Consider the following 16,521-nt stretch of genomic DNA (forward strand, 5'->3'; position numbering starts at 1 on the left):
ACCACAACAATGAATATTATCATAACAATTAGTATAACCGCTTTTGTAGTACTTTATGCAGGTTTGTTTAAAGCTAATAAAGCATTATTGCCAATTACCGTTGTTGGTTTACTTACGGCATTAGGATTTAGCTTTTGTGCTTGGGGAAGTAATACCGTGTATTATGGTATGATGCAAACCGATAATTTCGCTTTGGCATTTTCGTCAATTTGTATTATTGGTACATTGTTAATTTTCCTATTAACACAGAATTATTTCAACGCTAAAAGCGATAACATAGCCGAATACTACACCTTAATTTTATTTGCCCTTGCGGGGATTTTGATGATGGTGTCGTATAAAAACATGGCGATGCTTTTCGTTGGTTTGGAAATCATGTCGGTAAGTTTATATATCCTTGCCGGTATTCGTAAACGCGATTTTGCCTCGAATGAAGCTTCTTTAAAATATTTTTTAATGGGTGCTTTCTCAACAGGCTTTTTGCTTTTTGGTATTACCTTAATTTACGGTGCAACGGGATCATTCGATTTAGACCACATTCAAAATTATTTAATCAGCAATACGAAAGCTATTAATCCACTGTTTTATCCAGGAGTTATTTTGATTATGATTGGAATGTGCTTTAAAGTAGGCGCCGCTCCATTCCATTTTTGGACTCCGGACGTATATGAAGGTTCTCCAACCTTGATTACCACATTCATGAGTACGGTTGTAAAAACTGCCGGTTTCGCTGCTTTCTTGAGATTATTTGCAGGTGCATTTGAACCACTTCACGATTTTTGGGTTACACCACTTATTGTTATCGTTTGCCTTACCCTGTTCATCGGAAACCTTACAGCTTTGTTTCAAAAGAACTTCAAGCGTATGTTAGCCTATTCGAGTATTTCGCACGCGGGTTATTTGTTGTTCTCTTTGGTGGTAATCAGTGCAAACTCACAGAGCAATGTGTTGGTATATGCAGCAGCTTATACGTTTGCTTCTATCATCGCCTTTGCGGTATTAATTCTTGTGAAACAAAAAACAGGTAGCGATAGCTTTGAAAGTTTTAACGGTTTGGGTAAGAAAAATCCATTAGTAGCACTTTGTTTAACTGTTGCGATGTTATCCTTAGCAGGTATTCCCTTAACAGCCGGTTTCGTTGGTAAATATTTAATGTTCTTAAACGTAATGCAAGAGTATCACATTGCATTGGTTGTATTTGCTATTTTAAATGCACTGGTTGGTTTTTACTATTATTTTAAAGTGATTGTAGCCGTTTGGTTTAAAGATGGAGCAGAAACCGAACTAAGCGCTCCGATGCAGTACAAAGTTGTTTTATTGCTTTCAGTTGTGATTACGTTAATTCTAGGCGTTTATCCAGCAATTGTTTTAAACTTGATATAAAAGTTTAATCAAAATATTTTAATAAGGAATCCCTGTAGGTTAAAGAAACCGGCAGGGATTTTTTGTTGGTTAACCTTACAAAATCATTCCTGTAACTCTCAATATAGAATATCGAAACAATAAATGATTTATGTATTCTTATAAAGTGCTTATAACTATTTAATTGTGTTTCAACTTCAGAAAGTTTTGCTAATGTTATAATGGTGCTAGTAATAGTATTGATGTTTACATAGTTACCATTAGCCTCAATATGTATAATCTCATCAATCCACAACTTCACTTGTTCTTTGCTATCTTTAACTTTAAAGAACAGGAATTGTTTTTTTTTCACCAATTCGAGTCTAAGCGTTTCAATAGTTGATTTAAATTTTGAGAGACTTATGGGTTTTGATAAAAAAGCATGAGGTTTTAGCAAATATCCATCTAATGCGTATTTTAAATGACCGCTAATTAAAATTATAAATCTGATTTTTCTTTTAACTTTGGCCGTCAATTCGAAACCAGTGAGTTCGGGCATTTCAATATCAGTAAATAGGATGTCTATTTTGCTTTCTATATTTAATAATTCGTTTAAGGCAATTCCGGGATTTGTATAACCTTTTACAAAGTGTAATTTGGGTGTATAAGTAATATACTCTTTTATTTGTTCAATAATTACGGGGTCATCATCTACAACAATGCAATTAAGTGTCATCTTCTTTTCGCTTTTAATATTTATCGAAAGGATGATTGATAAAGTAATTAAACAAATATAAGGCACTTTTTAGCTTAAATCTCTATTTTCTAAAATTTCATCCTTGAAAAATATGATTTCACCCTTGAAATAAAAAATGCGTTAGAATTTTACTGACATTCATATAAGAAGCATCTGGCCAGAAGCTTTTTAATTAATGTTGAACTTAAAATTAAAACGAAATGAAAAAATTAAAATTTGAAAATTTTGGTGTTCAAGAGTTGGATGCTATAGAAAAAGAAGCAATTAACGGAGGGAATTGGATCAAAAAGTTTGGATGGGGGTATGTTGTTACTGAATTAATTAATAATTGGGATGATATTAAAGGAGGATTTCGGGATGGCTGGAATTCTTAATTAAATATTTATTAAGCAAAAAAGATATGAACATAAAAGAATTTAATTTAGAAGAGCTTTCGGCTTATGAGTTAGAAATTATTGATGGTGGTACATTCTGGAAAGACTTGGGTTACGTCCTTGGCAGTGCTGCACGTTATGCCTACGATATTGGCAGGTCGTTAAGTCATAATTCTGCATACGGTAATGCAAATATTTATAAATAAAATAATTACGGAGCTGGAGAGTGGATAATAAACACTCTCCATTGTTCTTCGCTATGTTTAAAAAAATTGTTTCTGAAGTCACTATTAATTTTGCATGCTTTTTTGCGTCATATATCGTGTTTAACTATAAAAGAGTAGATATAGGCTTTGTAAGAGATGTTGTAAGTGGATGGAGAATATTAGCTATTTTATTTTTCTCAGTTTTTGTAATGGTTCTTGATAGGCTATTTAAGAGGAAATAGGATTGATTAACACTAACAATTATAGCGTTATTTATGCGTAAAAAGCTGAACGGACATTTGCTATAATAAATATGTGGTTCTAAAATAAAATTATCTTGCGATTTTTTTCTTATAATATGTCATTTAGTATAATACAAATTCCATCAACTAAAAATTTCACTTATTTTTGGATTGTTTTTTCAATTTATTTTGTCTTTCAATTTATTACTGCTATCATAGCAAACTATTTTGATGCGCAGCTAACCTCTACTAATTTTCATTTTAGCAGTTTAAAAGAAGAGTTCGTTATTGTGGTTATCGTTGCTCCAATTATAGAAACACTAATTTTTCAATACTTAATTATAGAAACACTATTAAGTGTAAAGCTAGCTCCTTTACTTTGTGTTGTTGTTTCTGCACTATTATTTGGTATTTCTCATTACTACAACTTAGCCTATATTTTGGTTACTACAGTAGTAGGGTTCATATTTGCATATTACTATATGGCTTTGCGTCACCAACATTATTTGCAAAAGATTGTTTTGGTTACTTTATTGCATGCTTTGTCTAACTTATTCGCGTTTGTTAATAATAATTTTTACGACTTTACAAATTGGTAAGAACTAAAAACGATATAGGAAATCAGAATTCTATCATGTTTTTATTGTAATATATCTATGGCAATAATATTAGATGCACAATTGTCCGACTCAACAGCTATTTTTCTTCATCAAACTCGCATTCGCTCACAAATTATTTATAGTGTAACATTAATAGCTGTGCTATTAACATTAGCATCCTTACCTTTTTTATATACATCAGTTAGCGTAAAAGGTAAAGGATTAATTCAAAGTAGTATAGAAAGAACAGAATTGTTTGCACCAGTAAATGGCAGATTGGTATCTGTTAACCTAAGGGATAACCAAAGGATAAAAAAAGGCACTACATTATTAACGATTGATGCAAGCTTGCCTAGCCAACACAAAAGCTTAATAGGTAATAAAAAGAGTCAGATAGAACAGCAATTAGCAGACTTACAAAAGCTTATTAAAGCGGTTGAACAACCAATTGATATGTCTCGACAAACTCAATATGACAATTTTGTTTTGAGTACTGGCCAATACGCTGCAAGCCTGCAACAATATACAGAGAGTTTACAAAATGCAAATAATGCGAAAATACAGGCTTTTAAAATTTATCAACGTTATAGAGTACTATACGATAAGAAAGTAGTTACACAAGCTGAGTATGAACAATACGAGTTTAACTATAATCAGGCTTTATCTGATTACGAAATGGTGAAAAAAAAATATAGTAGCCAATGGCAAACCGAGGCTAACCAATACCGAAACGAATTACGTGATTTACAAAGCCAAAGCGCAGAAATTAACGATCAGCAGAAACAATATATTTTAAAAGCTACAATAGCGGGGTCGTTACAAAATTTAACAGGTGTTCAAACGGGCACCTATGTTTACGCAAACCAAAAACTTGGAGAAATTAGTCCAGATAGTTCATTGTTAGCTTATTGTTATATAACTCCAGCTGATATCGGTTTAATAAAACAAGGGCAACGGGTACATTTTCAAATTGATGCATTTAACTATAACCAATGGGGACTGTTAAATGGCAGAGTAATAGAAGTATCGGATGATATTATTATACAGAATAATGCCCCTTATTTTAAAGTAAAATGTAAACTGGATAAAAACTATTTGCAGCTAAAAAATGGATATAAAGGGCAAATAATAAAAGGGATGACCTTTACTGCTCGGTTTACTGTAACTAAACGAAGCCTTTATCAATTGTTATACGATAATATTGATGATTGGTTAAATCCTTCTGTTGGTAATAAAGTAGGAAATTAGTTGTAAATGGCCGTAGTTCCTAACGGTTTTACTCAATATTTAATCTCAACTCTCACATTTAATGTCTATTCTAATTAAACAACGCGATATCACAGATTGCGGAGCTGCTTGCTTAGCTTCTATAGCTGCAAATTATAAACTGAAACTACCTGTTGCCAGAATTAGACAATTTGCAGGTACAGATAAAAAGGGGACAAACGTATTAGGTTTGATAGAAGCAGCAACAAAACTTGGGTTTGAAGCTAAGGGCGTCCGTGGCAAGCTGGATAGTTTAAGCAAAATACCTCTGCCAGCCATTGCCCATTTAGTAGTTAAAAAACAATTACAACATTATGTGGTAGTTTATAAGGTTACTGAAAAATACATTGAAATAATGGACCCTGGTGACGGCAAAATGCACAGAAAAACCACTGTCGAATTTGCCGAAGAATGGACTGGTGTTTTAGTTTTGCTGTTGCCCGATGAAAGTTTTACAAAGGGAAATGAAAAAGTAGCAAATAGTTTTCGTTTTTGGCAATTGATACAACCACATAAAAGTATTGTATTACAAGCACTATTTGGAGCACTGGTTTATACTATATTAGGTCTTTCTACTTCAATCTTTGTTCAAAAAATAACTGATTATGTCTTGGTTGACGGCAATCGAAATTTGCTCAATTTGATGAGCGCTATCATGATTGCCATTTTAATTTTGCAGCTGTTTATTGGTACGGTAAAAACAATCTTTACCATGCGTACTGGACAACAGATTGATGCCCGGTTAATTTTAGGTTATTACAAACACCTATTAAAATTACCACAGCATTTTTTTGATACTATGCGGGTGGGGGAAATTATTTCAAGAGTAAATGATGCCGTTAAGATTAGAACATTTATTAACGATGTTTCCATTAATTTGTTTGTAAATGTATTTATTGTTTTTCTATCTTTTGCCTTAATGTTTACCTATTATTGGAAACTGGCCTTGCTGATGTTAACTGTAATCCCATTATATTTACTTGTTTATTTTATCACAAATAAATTAAATAAAAAAATACAGCGTAAGTTGATGGAAGATTCGGCCGAATTAGAGAGTCAGTTGATAGAGAGCTTAAACGCTGTTGGAACAATTAAACGTTTTGGATTGGAAGAATTCACAAATTTAAAAACAGAAACTAGATTTATTCAACTCTTACGTACGGTCTATAAATCAGGAATAAATTCTGTAGTTTCGGGTACTTCTACTGAATTAATATCACGTTTATTAACCATTTTATTGCTTTGGATTGGAGCTGGATATGTTTTGGATAAAGAGATTACCCCTGGCGAACTGTTTTCCTTTTACGCGCTAATTGGGTATTTTACTAGCCCTGCGGCATCGCTAATTGGCGCAAATAGGGTAATACAAGATGCAGTAATTGCTGCCGATAGACTATTCGAGATTATGGATTTGGAAATTGAAAATGATGCTTCAAATGTAGAACTTAAAAGAGAGTTAACTGGAGATATTCGTTTTGAAAATGTAGCATTCAGATACGGGACGAGGGTAGTTGTGTTTGAAGATTTAAACTTAAACATAAAGGCGGGTACATTTACAGCTATTGTAGGCGAAAGTGGCTCGGGAAAATCTACTTTAATGGCTTTATTGCAAGATATTTATCCAATACAAAAAGGGAATATTTTTATAGGCAAATATTCTATTAAATATTTAAAAAATGCTTCTTTAAGGAATTTATTAAGTGTTGTGCCTCAAACCATTGATTTATTCGCGGGTAACGTTATTGATAATGTAGCAGTTGGCGATTACGACCCTGATATGCAGCGTATTGTTGATATTTGTACACAACTTGGAATAATTAAATTTATAGAGGCATTACCTGAAGGTTTTCAAACATACTTGGGTGAAAATGGTGCAACGTTATCTGGAGGCCAAAAACAACGCATTGCAATTGCACGCGCCCTTTACCGTAATCCTGAGATTTTAATATTAGACGAAGCTACTTCGTCACTTGATTCAGCATCTGAGCACCATGTACAAAGAACAATTGACTTGTTATTAGAACAACAAAAAACAATTATAGTCATTGCGCACCGCTTAACAACAGTTAAAAAAGCAGATAAAATTATTGTTTTAGACAAAGGAAAAGTAGTTGAAGAAGGCAACCACGAAGAAATGATTTTAGCCAATAGTTATTACAGTCAATTATGGAAGCAACAATTTGATGGAGTATATTAAACAGCTTTCACGATAAAATACTTCCTTGTTTAATAATTATTTGTAGTTTTACGGATAATTAAATATGCACGATTTTTGGAGTAATCTACATCAATTCATTGATCCCGAAAAACTATTGAGGGAGGGTGGCTTCTATCTTGTATTATTTGTAATCTTTGCAGAAACTGGATTATTCTTTGGTTTCTTTCTACCGGGTGATTACCTGCTTTTTTTAGCAGGCATGTTTGTAGCAACCGGAAAACTCGATGTAAACATTTGGGTTTTATTAGTTGGATTGAGTATCGCAGCAATAGCAGGAAACTTTACGGGATATTGGTTTGGAAGAAAAACAGGCCCAGTATTGTATCAACGAAAAGACAGTTTCTTTTTTAAAAAGAAATATTTAAAAGCTGCAGAAGAATATTATAACAAGCAAGGTGCATTTGCCTTAATTATGGGAAGATTTGTACCGATTGTGCGAACTTTTGCACCGATTTTTGCAGGGGTTGTAGGATTAAACTTTAAAAAGTTTGCTTTTTATAACGTTTCTGGCGCATTACTTTGGATTTCATCCTTAACTTTGTTGGGATATTTTCTTGGTATACGCTTTGAGAAGGAAATAAACGATTATTTATTATATATTATTATTGGGTTTATCCTAGTTACAACTATTCCTTTATTATTTACCTTTGTAAAAAGTAAGGTCACGAAAGTTAAAGATTGAGATAAACGGATTTAAATTAAAAATGGAAAAAAAAGATCATCACGCATGGCATAGTGTTTCTCCTGGTGAAAACTTACCTGAAACTGTAAATGCAATAATTGAAATACCTAAGGGATCAAAAGCAAAGTACGAAATAGATAAAGAATCTGGTTTAATTAAATTAGACAGAGTGCTATTTTCGTCGGTAATGTATCCTGCTAATTATGGCTTTATTCCACAAACTTATTGTGATGACAAAGATCCATTGGATATCTTAGTGTTATGTTCAGTTGACGTATATCCCATGACTGTAATTGAAGCAAAGGTGGTGGGTGTAATGCACATGGTTGATAATGGTGAGCAAGACGATAAAATTATCGCGGTAGCTAAAAACGATATGTCGGTTAATTATATCAACGATTTAGATGAATTGCCTCCGCATACCACAAAAGAAATTGTTCGTTTCTTTCAAGATTATAAAGCTTTGGAAGGTAAAAACGTTACCATCGAACATTTGTTAGGTGTACGTTATGCACACAAAGTAATTGCCGAAAGTATAGAACTTTATAATAAAACATTTAGAGAAGACGCTTAATGATTCCTCCCACGATTGACCCTTTTATACACTCATTGTCTAGTATACAACTACCAATTTCAAAAATAGGAATTATACTAGCGCAGCAGCCGGATGGAGAATCAGTGGGATGGCGCCTGTTTCTTGCTTTGTTCTTAGTTCTCTTGAACGGATTTTTCGTGGCAGCAGAGTTTGCCATTGTTAAAGTTCGTGCTTCACAAATAGAGATTAAGGCCAAAAGTGGAAGCCGCGTTGGCAAAATGGCCAAAAGCATTATTCACAATCTCGACGGATACCTAGCTGCCACGCAGTTAGGTATTACTTTAGCTTCATTAGGCTTGGGTTGGGTTGGAGAAGATGTCATGCATACACTTTTCCAAAATCTTTTTATAAGCCTTGATTTACATCTAAGTGATGCTGTAATTCATTCTGCCTCAACCGTAGTAGCTTTCTCCATTATTACCATTATGCACATCGTTTTTGGTGAATTGGCTCCAAAATCTTTTGCTATTCAACGCCCAGTGGCAACAACCCTGTTTGTTTCGCTTCCACTGCAAGTGTTTTACGTCGTATTTAAGCCATTTATCTGGACCTTAAACAGCCTGGCATCGGTAATTTTAAAGCCTTTTGGCATTGATACAAGTGGTGGCCATGAGTCTTTGCATAGTACAGAAGAACTACAATACCTACTCGACCAAGGAAAAGAAAGTGGCGCTCTTGATACCAATGAACACGAATTAATTAAGAATGTGTTCGATTTTAATGAGCGTGTTGTAAAAAATATCATGGTTCCCCGCACCAAAATATCAGGTGTGGAACTAGCAACAAGCAATGACGAAGTTATTGAGAAAATTATTAAAGAAGGATATTCTCGATTACCAGTGTACGACGAAATAATGGACAAAATTGTCGGCATTATTCACGCAAAGGATATATTACCATTGGTAGCTGCTGGAAATAAAACCTGGACCTTAAACGATATTATTCGTAAACCTTACTTTGTTACAGAGACTAAGAAAATTAAAGATTTAATGAGCGAACTTCAAAGTAAGCGCATTCAAATCTCAATTGTTTTAGATGAATTTGGTGGCACTGCTGGTATGGTAACGCTTGAAGATATTGTAGAAGAACTTGTTGGAGAAATCCAAGACGAGTACGACGAGGAAAAACCATTGGTAGAAAAGGTGTCGGATGCAGAATTTATTGTAAATGCATCGGCAACAGTTTACGACGTAAATGAGTTTCTTCCGCACGATTTGCCTGAGGATGAAGATTTTGATACCATCGGCGGACTTGTTTCGCACGTATTTGAGCGAATCCCAGAGGTTGGCGAAACAACTGATGCCTACGGATACCTTTTCACCATTTTGAAGAAAACAGAACAAAATATCGAAACAATCAAATTAGAATTGGTAATTAGTAAAGGTGAAATGGTTGATAATCACTAAATTCAACTATGCATATTTTTTATACCCCTGATATAAACCAAACGCAAGCGATTTATACGCTCAATGAAGAGGAGAGTAAACATTGTGTGCGTGTTTTACGGTTAGCAGCGGGTGCGATTATCTATCTGGTAGATGGTGTAGGAGGATTTTATACCGCCGAAATTACTTCCGACAATCCAAAGAAAGTAGGTTTGAGAATTTTAACCGTCCAACCGGAATATCATAAACGCAATCATTACTTGCACATTGCAGTAGCGCCCACGAAGAATATCGACCGTTTAGAATGGTTCCTAGAAAAGGCTACCGAACTTGGAATTGACGAAATAACGCCGATTATCACCGACCGCTCGGAACGTAAGGTGGTAAAAGAAGATCGCTTAAACAAAGTAATAATTTCGGCCGTTAAACAATCGCTAAAAGCCTATCATCCTAAATTAAATGATGCAATCTCTTATGATGCCTTCTTAAAGCAAGATTTTAAAGGCGATAAATTGATAGCCCATTGCATCGACAATGAGAACAAGCAATACATCTCCAATCTTGTTCAACCACATGGTAAATATTTAATCTTAATTGGCCCTGAAGGTGATTTTAGTCCCGAAGAAGTAAACAAAGCTTTGAACAACGACTATAAACCACTAACTTTAGGAGACAACAGATTGCGGACCGAAACGGCCGCTTTAGCTGTTTGCTTTGAGATTAATTATCTTAACCGATGAAAAAAGTAAAACCTAACTATTCAAGATCATTCGTTTTTACTCCTATAAAAAAGCTGTTCATTTGCTTTAGTATTGCATTTACCGCTATCGTACTTTTTTCTTCTTTTAGCGTTCCTACTTACCGTATGGCGAAATTGAAATACGCAGGAGGAGGTGATTGGTATGCAGATAGAACCGCTTTACCAAATTTAATTGCTTTCTGTAACGCAAATTTAAAAACCAATTTTTACGCAGAGGAAAGTATCGTGGATGTGGGAAGTAAGGAGCTGTTTAATTACCCCTTTATATACATGACTGGACATGGAAATGTGGTGTTCAGCGATCAAGAAGCGAAGAATTTAAGGACTTATTTACTCGGTGGTGGGTTTCTGCACATTGATGATAATTACGGATTGGATAAATTTATTCGCCCGCAAATGAAGAAGGTATTCCCGGAATTGAACTTTGTAGAATTGCCAGCTAATCATGCTATATACAATCAGAAATTCAAATTCCCGAATGGTTTACCCAAAATTCATGAGCATGACAATAAACGGCCGCAAGGTTTTGCATTAATCTATAAAGGGCGTGTGGTGTGTTATTACACCTTTGAGTGCGATTTAGGGAATGGCTGGGAAGATTTTGGTACCTATCCTGAGGACACACAAGAAACGCGCAATAAAGCGCTTAAAATGGGCGCAAATTTGGTTCAGTATGCATTAACACGATAACTAATTATGTACAAGGTTAAGGTAAATGAGGATCGTGTATTCGACATCGAACAAAATAATATGGGTTTGTTGGTAAATGGAAAATCAACCGATATAGATTTGCAGCATATTTCGCCGGGAATTTCGCATGTTTTATATCAAAATAAATCTTTCAATATAGAGGTTGTAGAACTGGATAAAAAAGCTAAAACCTGTCGCATTAAAATAAATGAAAATACCTATTCTCTAACAGCAGAAGATACCTTTGATCAACTTTTAAAGCAAATGGGGATGGACACTTTAGGTGGAGCAAAAGCTAGCAATGTGCATGCTCCCATGCCTGGATTGGTATTAAAGGTATTGGTGCATGAGGGGGCGGAAGTAAAAAAAGGCGATAATCTTTTGATATTGGAAGCGATGAAAATGGAGAATATCTTAAAATCTGCTGCTGATGGACAGGTTAAAAGAATTCTAATTGCGCAGGGCGATAAAGTAGAAAAGAATCAAATTCTAATCGAGTTAGTTTAAGTTATCAATAGCAAAAAAAAAGCTGTCTCGGTAATTTGAGACAGCTTTTTTTACTTTTAAGAAGGGGAGCATTATTTGCTCTTACCTACTTTATATGGTTTTGGTCCTGAGGCTTTGAATTGACGTGATTTTCCTGGGTTAATTTCAGGGGCACCTAACATTGTCATAGCGCAACGGAAACCAACTTCAGCAGAAGCATCGTCTTGTTGCAAGAAACGACGGGTTGCCGGATTTAACCAGTATGCCATATCGTTCCAAGAACCACCTTTGTAAACACGCGATTTATCATTTACCAAGGTTACGCCTTCTTCGTTTAAGATTTTGTTTTGTCTGTCACGGTAACCTCTTTCATCGGCAACGTAATTGGTGACAGGAACTGAAGGATCTGTTGACTTAGCAATTGAATCTGCTTTTTTAGCCAAAGCTTGTTTCTCTTTCCAAGTTAATTTTTTGCCTGAATAAGCGTTTTCTTTAACAGGTCTGCCATATTTGTCTAATACAATTTTGCCACTTTGTGCATCGGCCAATTGTTTGTTTTCGAATGTGTTACCACGGAAAGGGTTGAAAGCATCCGCATCCGTAAAGGTAGCAGTACGATACACGTCATTAACCCATTCGTTTACGTTACCAGCCATGTTATACAAACCGAAATCGTTTGGCAAATATTGGTATACCGGAACGGTTAAATCTCCCTTATCGTTAAGAGAACCGCCAACCCCCATGTAATCTCCAGGAGCTCTTTTAAAGTTGGCTTGAATTAAACCTCTGGTTTTTTTGCTGGCAGATGAAACACCTAAACCATTCCAAGGGTAAATTTTATTTTGATTGGTGTTTTCATACTCCGTGTTTCCAATTAAACCTAAAGCAGCATATTCCCACTCAGCTTCTGTTGGTAAACGATACGGTTGCATTACTACGCCATCTTCAAGCGTTGCGGTACGTTTAGGTTGTGCATTTCCTTTTGCTGCAGGAGCCGCTGCCGCATTTTTGCTATTAAAATCGTTAAATGCATTTTTACCTTTATCATCGTACTGACCATTTAAATAAGCATCGGTGTTGAAGGGCTTATCTGGTTTTGCAGATGCCGTAGCTGCTGCATTTCCTTTTGTGTTGTTACCACCAGCTAATGTTTTATAATCGGTCATAATGCCTTTTTCACGCAAAATGAACTCATTGGCTCTATCTGTTCTCCATTGGCAATAACGGGTTGCTTGTTCCCAAGAAACACCTACAACCGGATAATCGCGATAGGCCGGATGTCTTAAATAGTTATCTACATAAGGCTCGTTATACGATAGTGCTCTACGCCAAACCAACGTATCAGGAAGTTCGTTATAATAATATTCACGGTCTTCAGGATAGTTATATCTGATCCAATGTAAATATTCTAACCAATCTGTGTTGGATACTTCTGTTTCATCCATGTAAAAAGAAGGAACCGTAACCTGTCTTTTATAGTTGTAAATGTTGGGTTCAACACCTGCAACCTCAATAGCGCTACCTCCAATAACCAATACTCCACCCTCAATAGGAATTAATCCTGGGCCCGGAGCCCGTTTGTACTTCGTAGCTACAGCAAAACCACCAGGGGTTTTACTCTTCTTATCTGCATAAGGTAAACCCGTTTTACTTGAGCTGTTACCACCTTTCGAACTACAGCTAGAAAGAAGGCCCACAATTGATAAACAAGCAAAAGAATAGCGTAATATTTTTTTCATATATTTTTACAAGAGGAATAACCCAAAGGCTATTCAAAGGATAAAATTAGATAAATTTTATGGAAGAAATAAACTTCACAACAACAAAAGAAAGCGTAAAAAACAGTAAATGCGTATTATTATCTAGCGTAAGCCGTACAGTTAATTTGTTTGTTGTTTTTTGGTTATATTTCGTTGGTGTTATAAATGTTTGAATGTTAGTGTTTAAGATCGATTTGTTAATTAAGCTTTCAACTATTAACGCCAAAAAAATGAAGAAATTGTCATGCTTCGCGTTTATGCATAATTTAATTTTATTTCAGGCGTTATCCAACGTATAAAAATGGGATTAGGTTAAAGATATTTTTACCCTTCGTGATGAAAATTGTAAGTTTAATAAGTGGTTTTTTTTACCTTTTGTGATGATTTTAAAAATTTAATTCAGATTTTGCAGTGTGTAAAGTTAAATGTAAATTTTACATCGTCTATAACTAATTAAAAAAGATGAATTTCAGGTATTTTAGTAGAGTTGCTTTCTTGGTTCTGGCTTTGGTGACGGTGTTTGATAAATCAAATGCTCAGGTATCGGCAGCGCAAACTAATGGAAGTGAATCCAATAATATTGTTACTGCAGTACCTTTTTTACTCATCACTCCTGATGCCCGTACCGGAGCCATGGGTGATGCTGGGGTAGCAGTAGCCGGTGATGTTAATTCGGCCAGCAATAACCCTGCAAAATTCGCTTTTCTTGAAAAACCATACGGTTTTTCGGTTTCTTATAGCCCTTGGTTGAAAAGTTTAGTGCCCGATGTAAATTTGGCTTACTTGGGAAGTTTTTATAAGCTTGATTCACGAAATACCATTGGATTATCCTTGCGTTATTTTTCTTTAGGCTCCATTCAGTTGACGGATATTAATCGGCAAGACTTAGGAACAGCCAATCCAAATGAGTTAGCGGTTGATTTTACCTATGCCCGCTCATTTGGGAAAGAATTCTCTTTAGGCTCGTCTTTACGTTATATCTATTCAAATTTAACTTCAGGCCAATTTGCCGCTAATGGTGCTGCACGGCCAGGAAATGCTATTGCAGTAGATATAGCAGGATTGTACAAAACCAATGGCCATTTATTTGGAAAACAAGCACTATTTTCTGCAGGAGCAAATATTTCAAATATTGGAACCAAAATTAGTTATTCTTCTGATGGAGCCGATTATTTTCTGCCTACCAATTTAAAACTAGGGGGCTCAACCTCTATTTCTATAGATGAGTTGAGTATGTTTACCATTGCGCTGGATTTCAATAAGCTGCTAGTTCCAACCCAACCTATTTACGATTCCAATAATACTATTATAGCGGGAAAAGACCCAAATAGAACCATTCCAGGCGCTATTTTTGGCTCATTTAGTGACGCCCCCGGGGGCTTTAACGAAGAAATTAAAGAAGTGGGTATCTCAACAGGCATGGAGTATTGGTACAATCAACAATTTGCGTTACGAGCCGGATATAATTATCAAAACCCAATGAAAGGTGATAGTCGCTATTTTACATTAGGAGCAGGACTCAAGTACAACGTTTTCAATATTGATTTCGCATATTTAATAGCTAATTCACAAACAAGTCCTTTGGCAAATACCTTACGTTTTAGTCTTTTGTTTAACTTTGGCGATAAGAAAGTAATTAATTAATACTTCGGAGCATGAAATTTTCATGTCCGATTGCTTAAGCCCATAAGATAATTCATGAAAATTAGAGTAGGTTTTGGATTTGATGTTCATCAATTGAAAGATCAGCATCCTTTTGTAGTTGGTGGTGTTACTTTAGAACACCATAAGGGGGCCTTTGGGCATTCGGATGCCGATGTATTGTTGCACGCCATTTGCGATGCGCTTTTGGGAGCGGCAAATCTTCGCGACATTGGTTTCCATTTTAAAAATACCGATGATCGATGGAAGGGGATAAGTAGTCTTATTTTACTACAAGAAACCGTTAAGTTATTGGCTGAAAAAGGATGGAATGTAGGCAATATCGATGCCATGTTGTGCTTAGAGGCACCTAAAATAAATCCGCATATTCCGGCCATGCAAGAAAACATCGCCAAAGCAATTGGTATTTCTACAGAGGATATTTCTATTAAAGCCACAACCAACGAGCAAATGGGCTTTGTTGGACGCGAGGAAGGTGTTGTTGCGTATGCAGTTTGTCTTATCGAAAAGTAACATCAACTCGATAAAACTGTTCCCTTATTTTTAATGGCTAAGCGAACAGTTTGTTATGTTGACGGATTTAGAAAAGGGAAATTATTCCTCTAAATATCCGAATTTTCCTTGGTTATAATCGGCAATGGCCTGATGAATTTCCTCTTCGGTGTTCATTAAAAAAGGACCATATGCTACAAGAGGCTCATCAATAGGTTCGCCACTTACGGACCAAAACTACGGTGTTTTCTATAGCCTCCACGGTAATTTCATCTTTTGGAGTACCAAAATAAACAAAGTCATCCGCCGCTGCGATTTCCGAATTGTTAATCTTTATGGAGCCCTCTATTACCATGAACCCCGTGTTATAATTACTTGGGAAGTTAAAGTTTGCCTTTGCCCCGCTATTTAAGCGGGCATTGTATACTTCTATTGGACTAAAAGTACTCGCACTTCCTGCTATGCCTTGATAATGACCCGCAATGATTTCTATTTTACCGCCATTTTCTGGAAGTAAAAAATGTGCCATTTCGCTTTGTTTGATTGCCTGATATTTTGGCGCATTCATTTTATTTTTCGCAGGAAGATTTACCCACAGTTGAACCATCTGAAAAGGTCCTCCCTGTAGACTATAATTTTCCTCGTGATACTCTTTATGTAGAATGCCACTTCCGGCAGTCATCCACTGTACGTCGCCAGGATAAATGACGCCACTGTTCCCTGCACTATCGTGATGGGCTACTGCTCCTTGATACGCAATGGTAACGGTCTCGAATCCACGGTGTGGATGTACGCCCACACCTCTCGGCTCTTTTCTTGCCGAAAATTCAATTTTTGAACCATAATCTAGTAGGAAAAATGGGCTCATGTTTATTTCATGCCCGCTAGGGAAGAAATTGTGAACACGAAAACCATCGCCTACCATATGAGGTGCAGGTGCTTTTAACACCTGCAATTTTTTTGTTGCTGTTTCCATTTGAATGAGATGGAAATTAAAAGATGTATG

18 protein-coding genes are annotated in these 16,521 nt (G+C 35.7%); 14 read left to right on the forward strand and 4 right to left on the reverse strand.

Going from position 1 to position 16,521, the window contains the following annotated elements; translation table 11 throughout:
* The first annotated feature begins 9 nt into the window (after positions 1-9).
* Positions 10-1,383 (forward strand): NADH-quinone oxidoreductase subunit N, encoded by a 1,374-nt coding sequence (locus ACJVDK_RS14760; protein ID WP_443937433.1) that lies wholly within the window; start codon positions 10-12, stop codon positions 1,381-1,383.
* Between the two features lie 4 nt (positions 1,384-1,387).
* On the opposite strand, the gene ACJVDK_RS14765 is transcribed toward ACJVDK_RS14760, so the two are convergent.
* Entirely contained in the window at positions 1,388-2,077 is a 690-nt protein-coding gene (locus ACJVDK_RS14765) for a LytR/AlgR family response regulator transcription factor (RefSeq protein ID WP_443937434.1), read from the reverse strand.
* 221 nt (positions 2,078-2,298) lie between these two features.
* Between ACJVDK_RS14765 and ACJVDK_RS14770 the strand changes: the two genes are divergently transcribed.
* The 11 genes from ACJVDK_RS14770 to ACJVDK_RS14820 all read left to right on the forward strand — a co-directional run bounded on the left by ACJVDK_RS14770 (position 2,299) and on the right by ACJVDK_RS14820 (position 11,622).
* Positions 2,299-2,472 (forward strand): hypothetical protein, encoded by a 174-nt coding sequence (locus tag ACJVDK_RS14770; RefSeq protein WP_443937435.1) that lies wholly within the window; start codon positions 2,299-2,301, stop codon positions 2,470-2,472.
* A gap of 26 nt (positions 2,473-2,498) precedes the next feature.
* Positions 2,499-2,678: a hypothetical protein gene (locus tag ACJVDK_RS14775; RefSeq protein WP_443937436.1), complete on the forward strand. Its 180-nt coding sequence runs from the start codon at positions 2,499-2,501 to the stop codon at positions 2,676-2,678.
* A gap of 358 nt (positions 2,679-3,036) precedes the next feature.
* Positions 3,037-3,519 carry a CPBP family glutamic-type intramembrane protease gene (locus ACJVDK_RS14780; RefSeq protein ID WP_443937437.1) on the forward strand — a complete coding sequence of 161 codons (483 nt, stop codon included), beginning with the start codon at positions 3,037-3,039 and terminating at the stop codon, positions 3,517-3,519.
* 57 nt (positions 3,520-3,576) lie between these two features.
* Positions 3,577-4,767 (forward strand): HlyD family secretion protein, encoded by a 1,191-nt coding sequence (locus ACJVDK_RS14785; RefSeq protein WP_443937438.1) that lies wholly within the window; start codon positions 3,577-3,579, stop codon positions 4,765-4,767.
* 61 nt (positions 4,768-4,828) lie between these two features.
* Positions 4,829-6,982: a peptidase domain-containing ABC transporter gene (locus ACJVDK_RS14790; RefSeq protein WP_443937439.1), complete on the forward strand. Its 2,154-nt coding sequence runs from the start codon at positions 4,829-4,831 to the stop codon at positions 6,980-6,982.
* A gap of 64 nt (positions 6,983-7,046) precedes the next feature.
* Positions 7,047-7,685, forward strand: a complete 639-nt coding sequence (locus ACJVDK_RS14795) for a DedA family protein (protein WP_443937440.1) — start codon at positions 7,047-7,049, stop codon at positions 7,683-7,685.
* Positions 7,686-7,707: 22 nt separating this feature from the next.
* Positions 7,708-8,259, forward strand: coding sequence for an inorganic diphosphatase (locus ACJVDK_RS14800; RefSeq protein WP_443937441.1), 552 nt, complete (start codon positions 7,708-7,710; stop codon positions 8,257-8,259).
* 104 nt (positions 8,260-8,363) lie between these two features.
* Positions 8,364-9,686, forward strand: a complete 1,323-nt coding sequence (locus ACJVDK_RS14805) for a hemolysin family protein (protein ID WP_443940058.1) — start codon at positions 8,364-8,366, stop codon at positions 9,684-9,686.
* Positions 9,687-9,694: 8 nt separating this feature from the next.
* On the forward strand, positions 9,695-10,405 hold the full coding sequence (locus tag ACJVDK_RS14810; protein WP_443937442.1) for a 16S rRNA (uracil(1498)-N(3))-methyltransferase: 711 nt from the start codon (positions 9,695-9,697) through the stop codon (positions 10,403-10,405).
* Positions 10,406-10,530: 125 nt separating this feature from the next.
* On the forward strand, positions 10,531-11,115 hold the full coding sequence (locus tag ACJVDK_RS14815) for a DUF4159 domain-containing protein (protein WP_443940059.1): 585 nt from the start codon (positions 10,531-10,533) through the stop codon (positions 11,113-11,115).
* Between the two features lie 6 nt (positions 11,116-11,121).
* Positions 11,122-11,622, forward strand: a complete 501-nt coding sequence (locus ACJVDK_RS14820; protein ID WP_443937443.1) for a biotin/lipoyl-containing protein — start codon at positions 11,122-11,124, stop codon at positions 11,620-11,622.
* Between the two features lie 71 nt (positions 11,623-11,693).
* Here the strand turns inward: ACJVDK_RS14820 and ACJVDK_RS14825 are convergent, their stop codons facing one another.
* Positions 11,694-13,340: an SUMF1/EgtB/PvdO family nonheme iron enzyme gene (locus tag ACJVDK_RS14825; protein ID WP_443937444.1), complete on the reverse strand. Its 1,647-nt coding sequence runs from the start codon at positions 13,338-13,340 to the stop codon at positions 11,694-11,696.
* A 483-nt stretch (positions 13,341-13,823) separates the two neighbouring features.
* Here ACJVDK_RS14825 and porV point away from each other — a divergent pair, with 483 nt between their 5' ends.
* Positions 13,824-15,005, forward strand: a complete 1,182-nt coding sequence (gene porV, locus ACJVDK_RS14830) for a type IX secretion system outer membrane channel protein PorV (protein ID WP_443937445.1) — start codon at positions 13,824-13,826, stop codon at positions 15,003-15,005.
* Between the two features lie 54 nt (positions 15,006-15,059).
* Positions 15,060-15,536: a 2-C-methyl-D-erythritol 2,4-cyclodiphosphate synthase gene (gene ispF, locus ACJVDK_RS14835; protein ID WP_443937446.1), complete on the forward strand. Its 477-nt coding sequence runs from the start codon at positions 15,060-15,062 to the stop codon at positions 15,534-15,536.
* An 81-nt stretch (positions 15,537-15,617) separates the two neighbouring features.
* On the opposite strand, the gene ACJVDK_RS14840 is transcribed toward ispF, so the two are convergent.
* Positions 15,618-15,692 (reverse strand): hypothetical protein, encoded by a 75-nt coding sequence (locus ACJVDK_RS14840; RefSeq protein WP_443940060.1) that lies wholly within the window; start codon positions 15,690-15,692, stop codon positions 15,618-15,620.
* 31 nt (positions 15,693-15,723) lie between these two features.
* Complete coding sequence (locus ACJVDK_RS14845) at positions 15,724-16,491, reverse strand: pirin family protein (protein WP_443937447.1); 768 nt, start codon at positions 16,489-16,491, stop codon at positions 15,724-15,726.
* Positions 16,492-16,521: the final 30 nt, after the last annotated feature.

This window comes from Pedobacter paludisoli, from assembly GCF_052344095.1.
GTDB lineage: Bacteria > Bacteroidota > Bacteroidia > Sphingobacteriales > Sphingobacteriaceae > Pedobacter.

What these genes read in the sequence shown, in the direction of transcription:
- ACJVDK_RS14760 (WP_443937433.1), top strand. Translation starts at nt 10, where the DNA reads ATGAATATTATCATAACAATTAGTATAACCGCTTTTGTAGTACTTTAT.
- ACJVDK_RS14765 (WP_443937434.1), bottom strand. Translation starts at nt 2,077, where the DNA reads ATGACACTTAATTGCATTGTTGTAGATGATGACCCCGTAATTATTGAA.
- ACJVDK_RS14770 (WP_443937435.1), top strand. Translation starts at nt 2,299, where the DNA reads ATGAAAAAATTAAAATTTGAAAATTTTGGTGTTCAAGAGTTGGATGCT.
- ACJVDK_RS14775 (WP_443937436.1), top strand. Translation starts at nt 2,499, where the DNA reads ATGAACATAAAAGAATTTAATTTAGAAGAGCTTTCGGCTTATGAGTTA.
- ACJVDK_RS14780 (WP_443937437.1), top strand. Translation starts at nt 3,037, where the DNA reads ATGTCATTTAGTATAATACAAATTCCATCAACTAAAAATTTCACTTAT.
- ACJVDK_RS14785 (WP_443937438.1), top strand. Translation starts at nt 3,577, where the DNA reads ATGGCAATAATATTAGATGCACAATTGTCCGACTCAACAGCTATTTTT.
- ACJVDK_RS14790 (WP_443937439.1), top strand. Translation starts at nt 4,829, where the DNA reads ATGTCTATTCTAATTAAACAACGCGATATCACAGATTGCGGAGCTGCT.
- ACJVDK_RS14795 (WP_443937440.1), top strand. Translation starts at nt 7,047, where the DNA reads ATGCACGATTTTTGGAGTAATCTACATCAATTCATTGATCCCGAAAAA.
- ACJVDK_RS14800 (WP_443937441.1), top strand. Translation starts at nt 7,708, where the DNA reads ATGGAAAAAAAAGATCATCACGCATGGCATAGTGTTTCTCCTGGTGAA.
- ACJVDK_RS14810 (WP_443937442.1), top strand. Translation starts at nt 9,695, where the DNA reads ATGCATATTTTTTATACCCCTGATATAAACCAAACGCAAGCGATTTAT.
- ACJVDK_RS14815 (WP_443940059.1), top strand. Translation starts at nt 10,531, where the DNA reads ATGGCGAAATTGAAATACGCAGGAGGAGGTGATTGGTATGCAGATAGA.
- ACJVDK_RS14820 (WP_443937443.1), top strand. Translation starts at nt 11,122, where the DNA reads ATGTACAAGGTTAAGGTAAATGAGGATCGTGTATTCGACATCGAACAA.
- ACJVDK_RS14825 (WP_443937444.1), bottom strand. Translation starts at nt 13,340, where the DNA reads ATGAAAAAAATATTACGCTATTCTTTTGCTTGTTTATCAATTGTGGGC.
- porV (WP_443937445.1), top strand. Translation starts at nt 13,824, where the DNA reads ATGAATTTCAGGTATTTTAGTAGAGTTGCTTTCTTGGTTCTGGCTTTG.
- ispF (WP_443937446.1), top strand. Translation starts at nt 15,060, where the DNA reads ATGAAAATTAGAGTAGGTTTTGGATTTGATGTTCATCAATTGAAAGAT.
- ACJVDK_RS14845 (WP_443937447.1), bottom strand. Translation starts at nt 16,491, where the DNA reads ATGGAAACAGCAACAAAAAAATTGCAGGTGTTAAAAGCACCTGCACCT.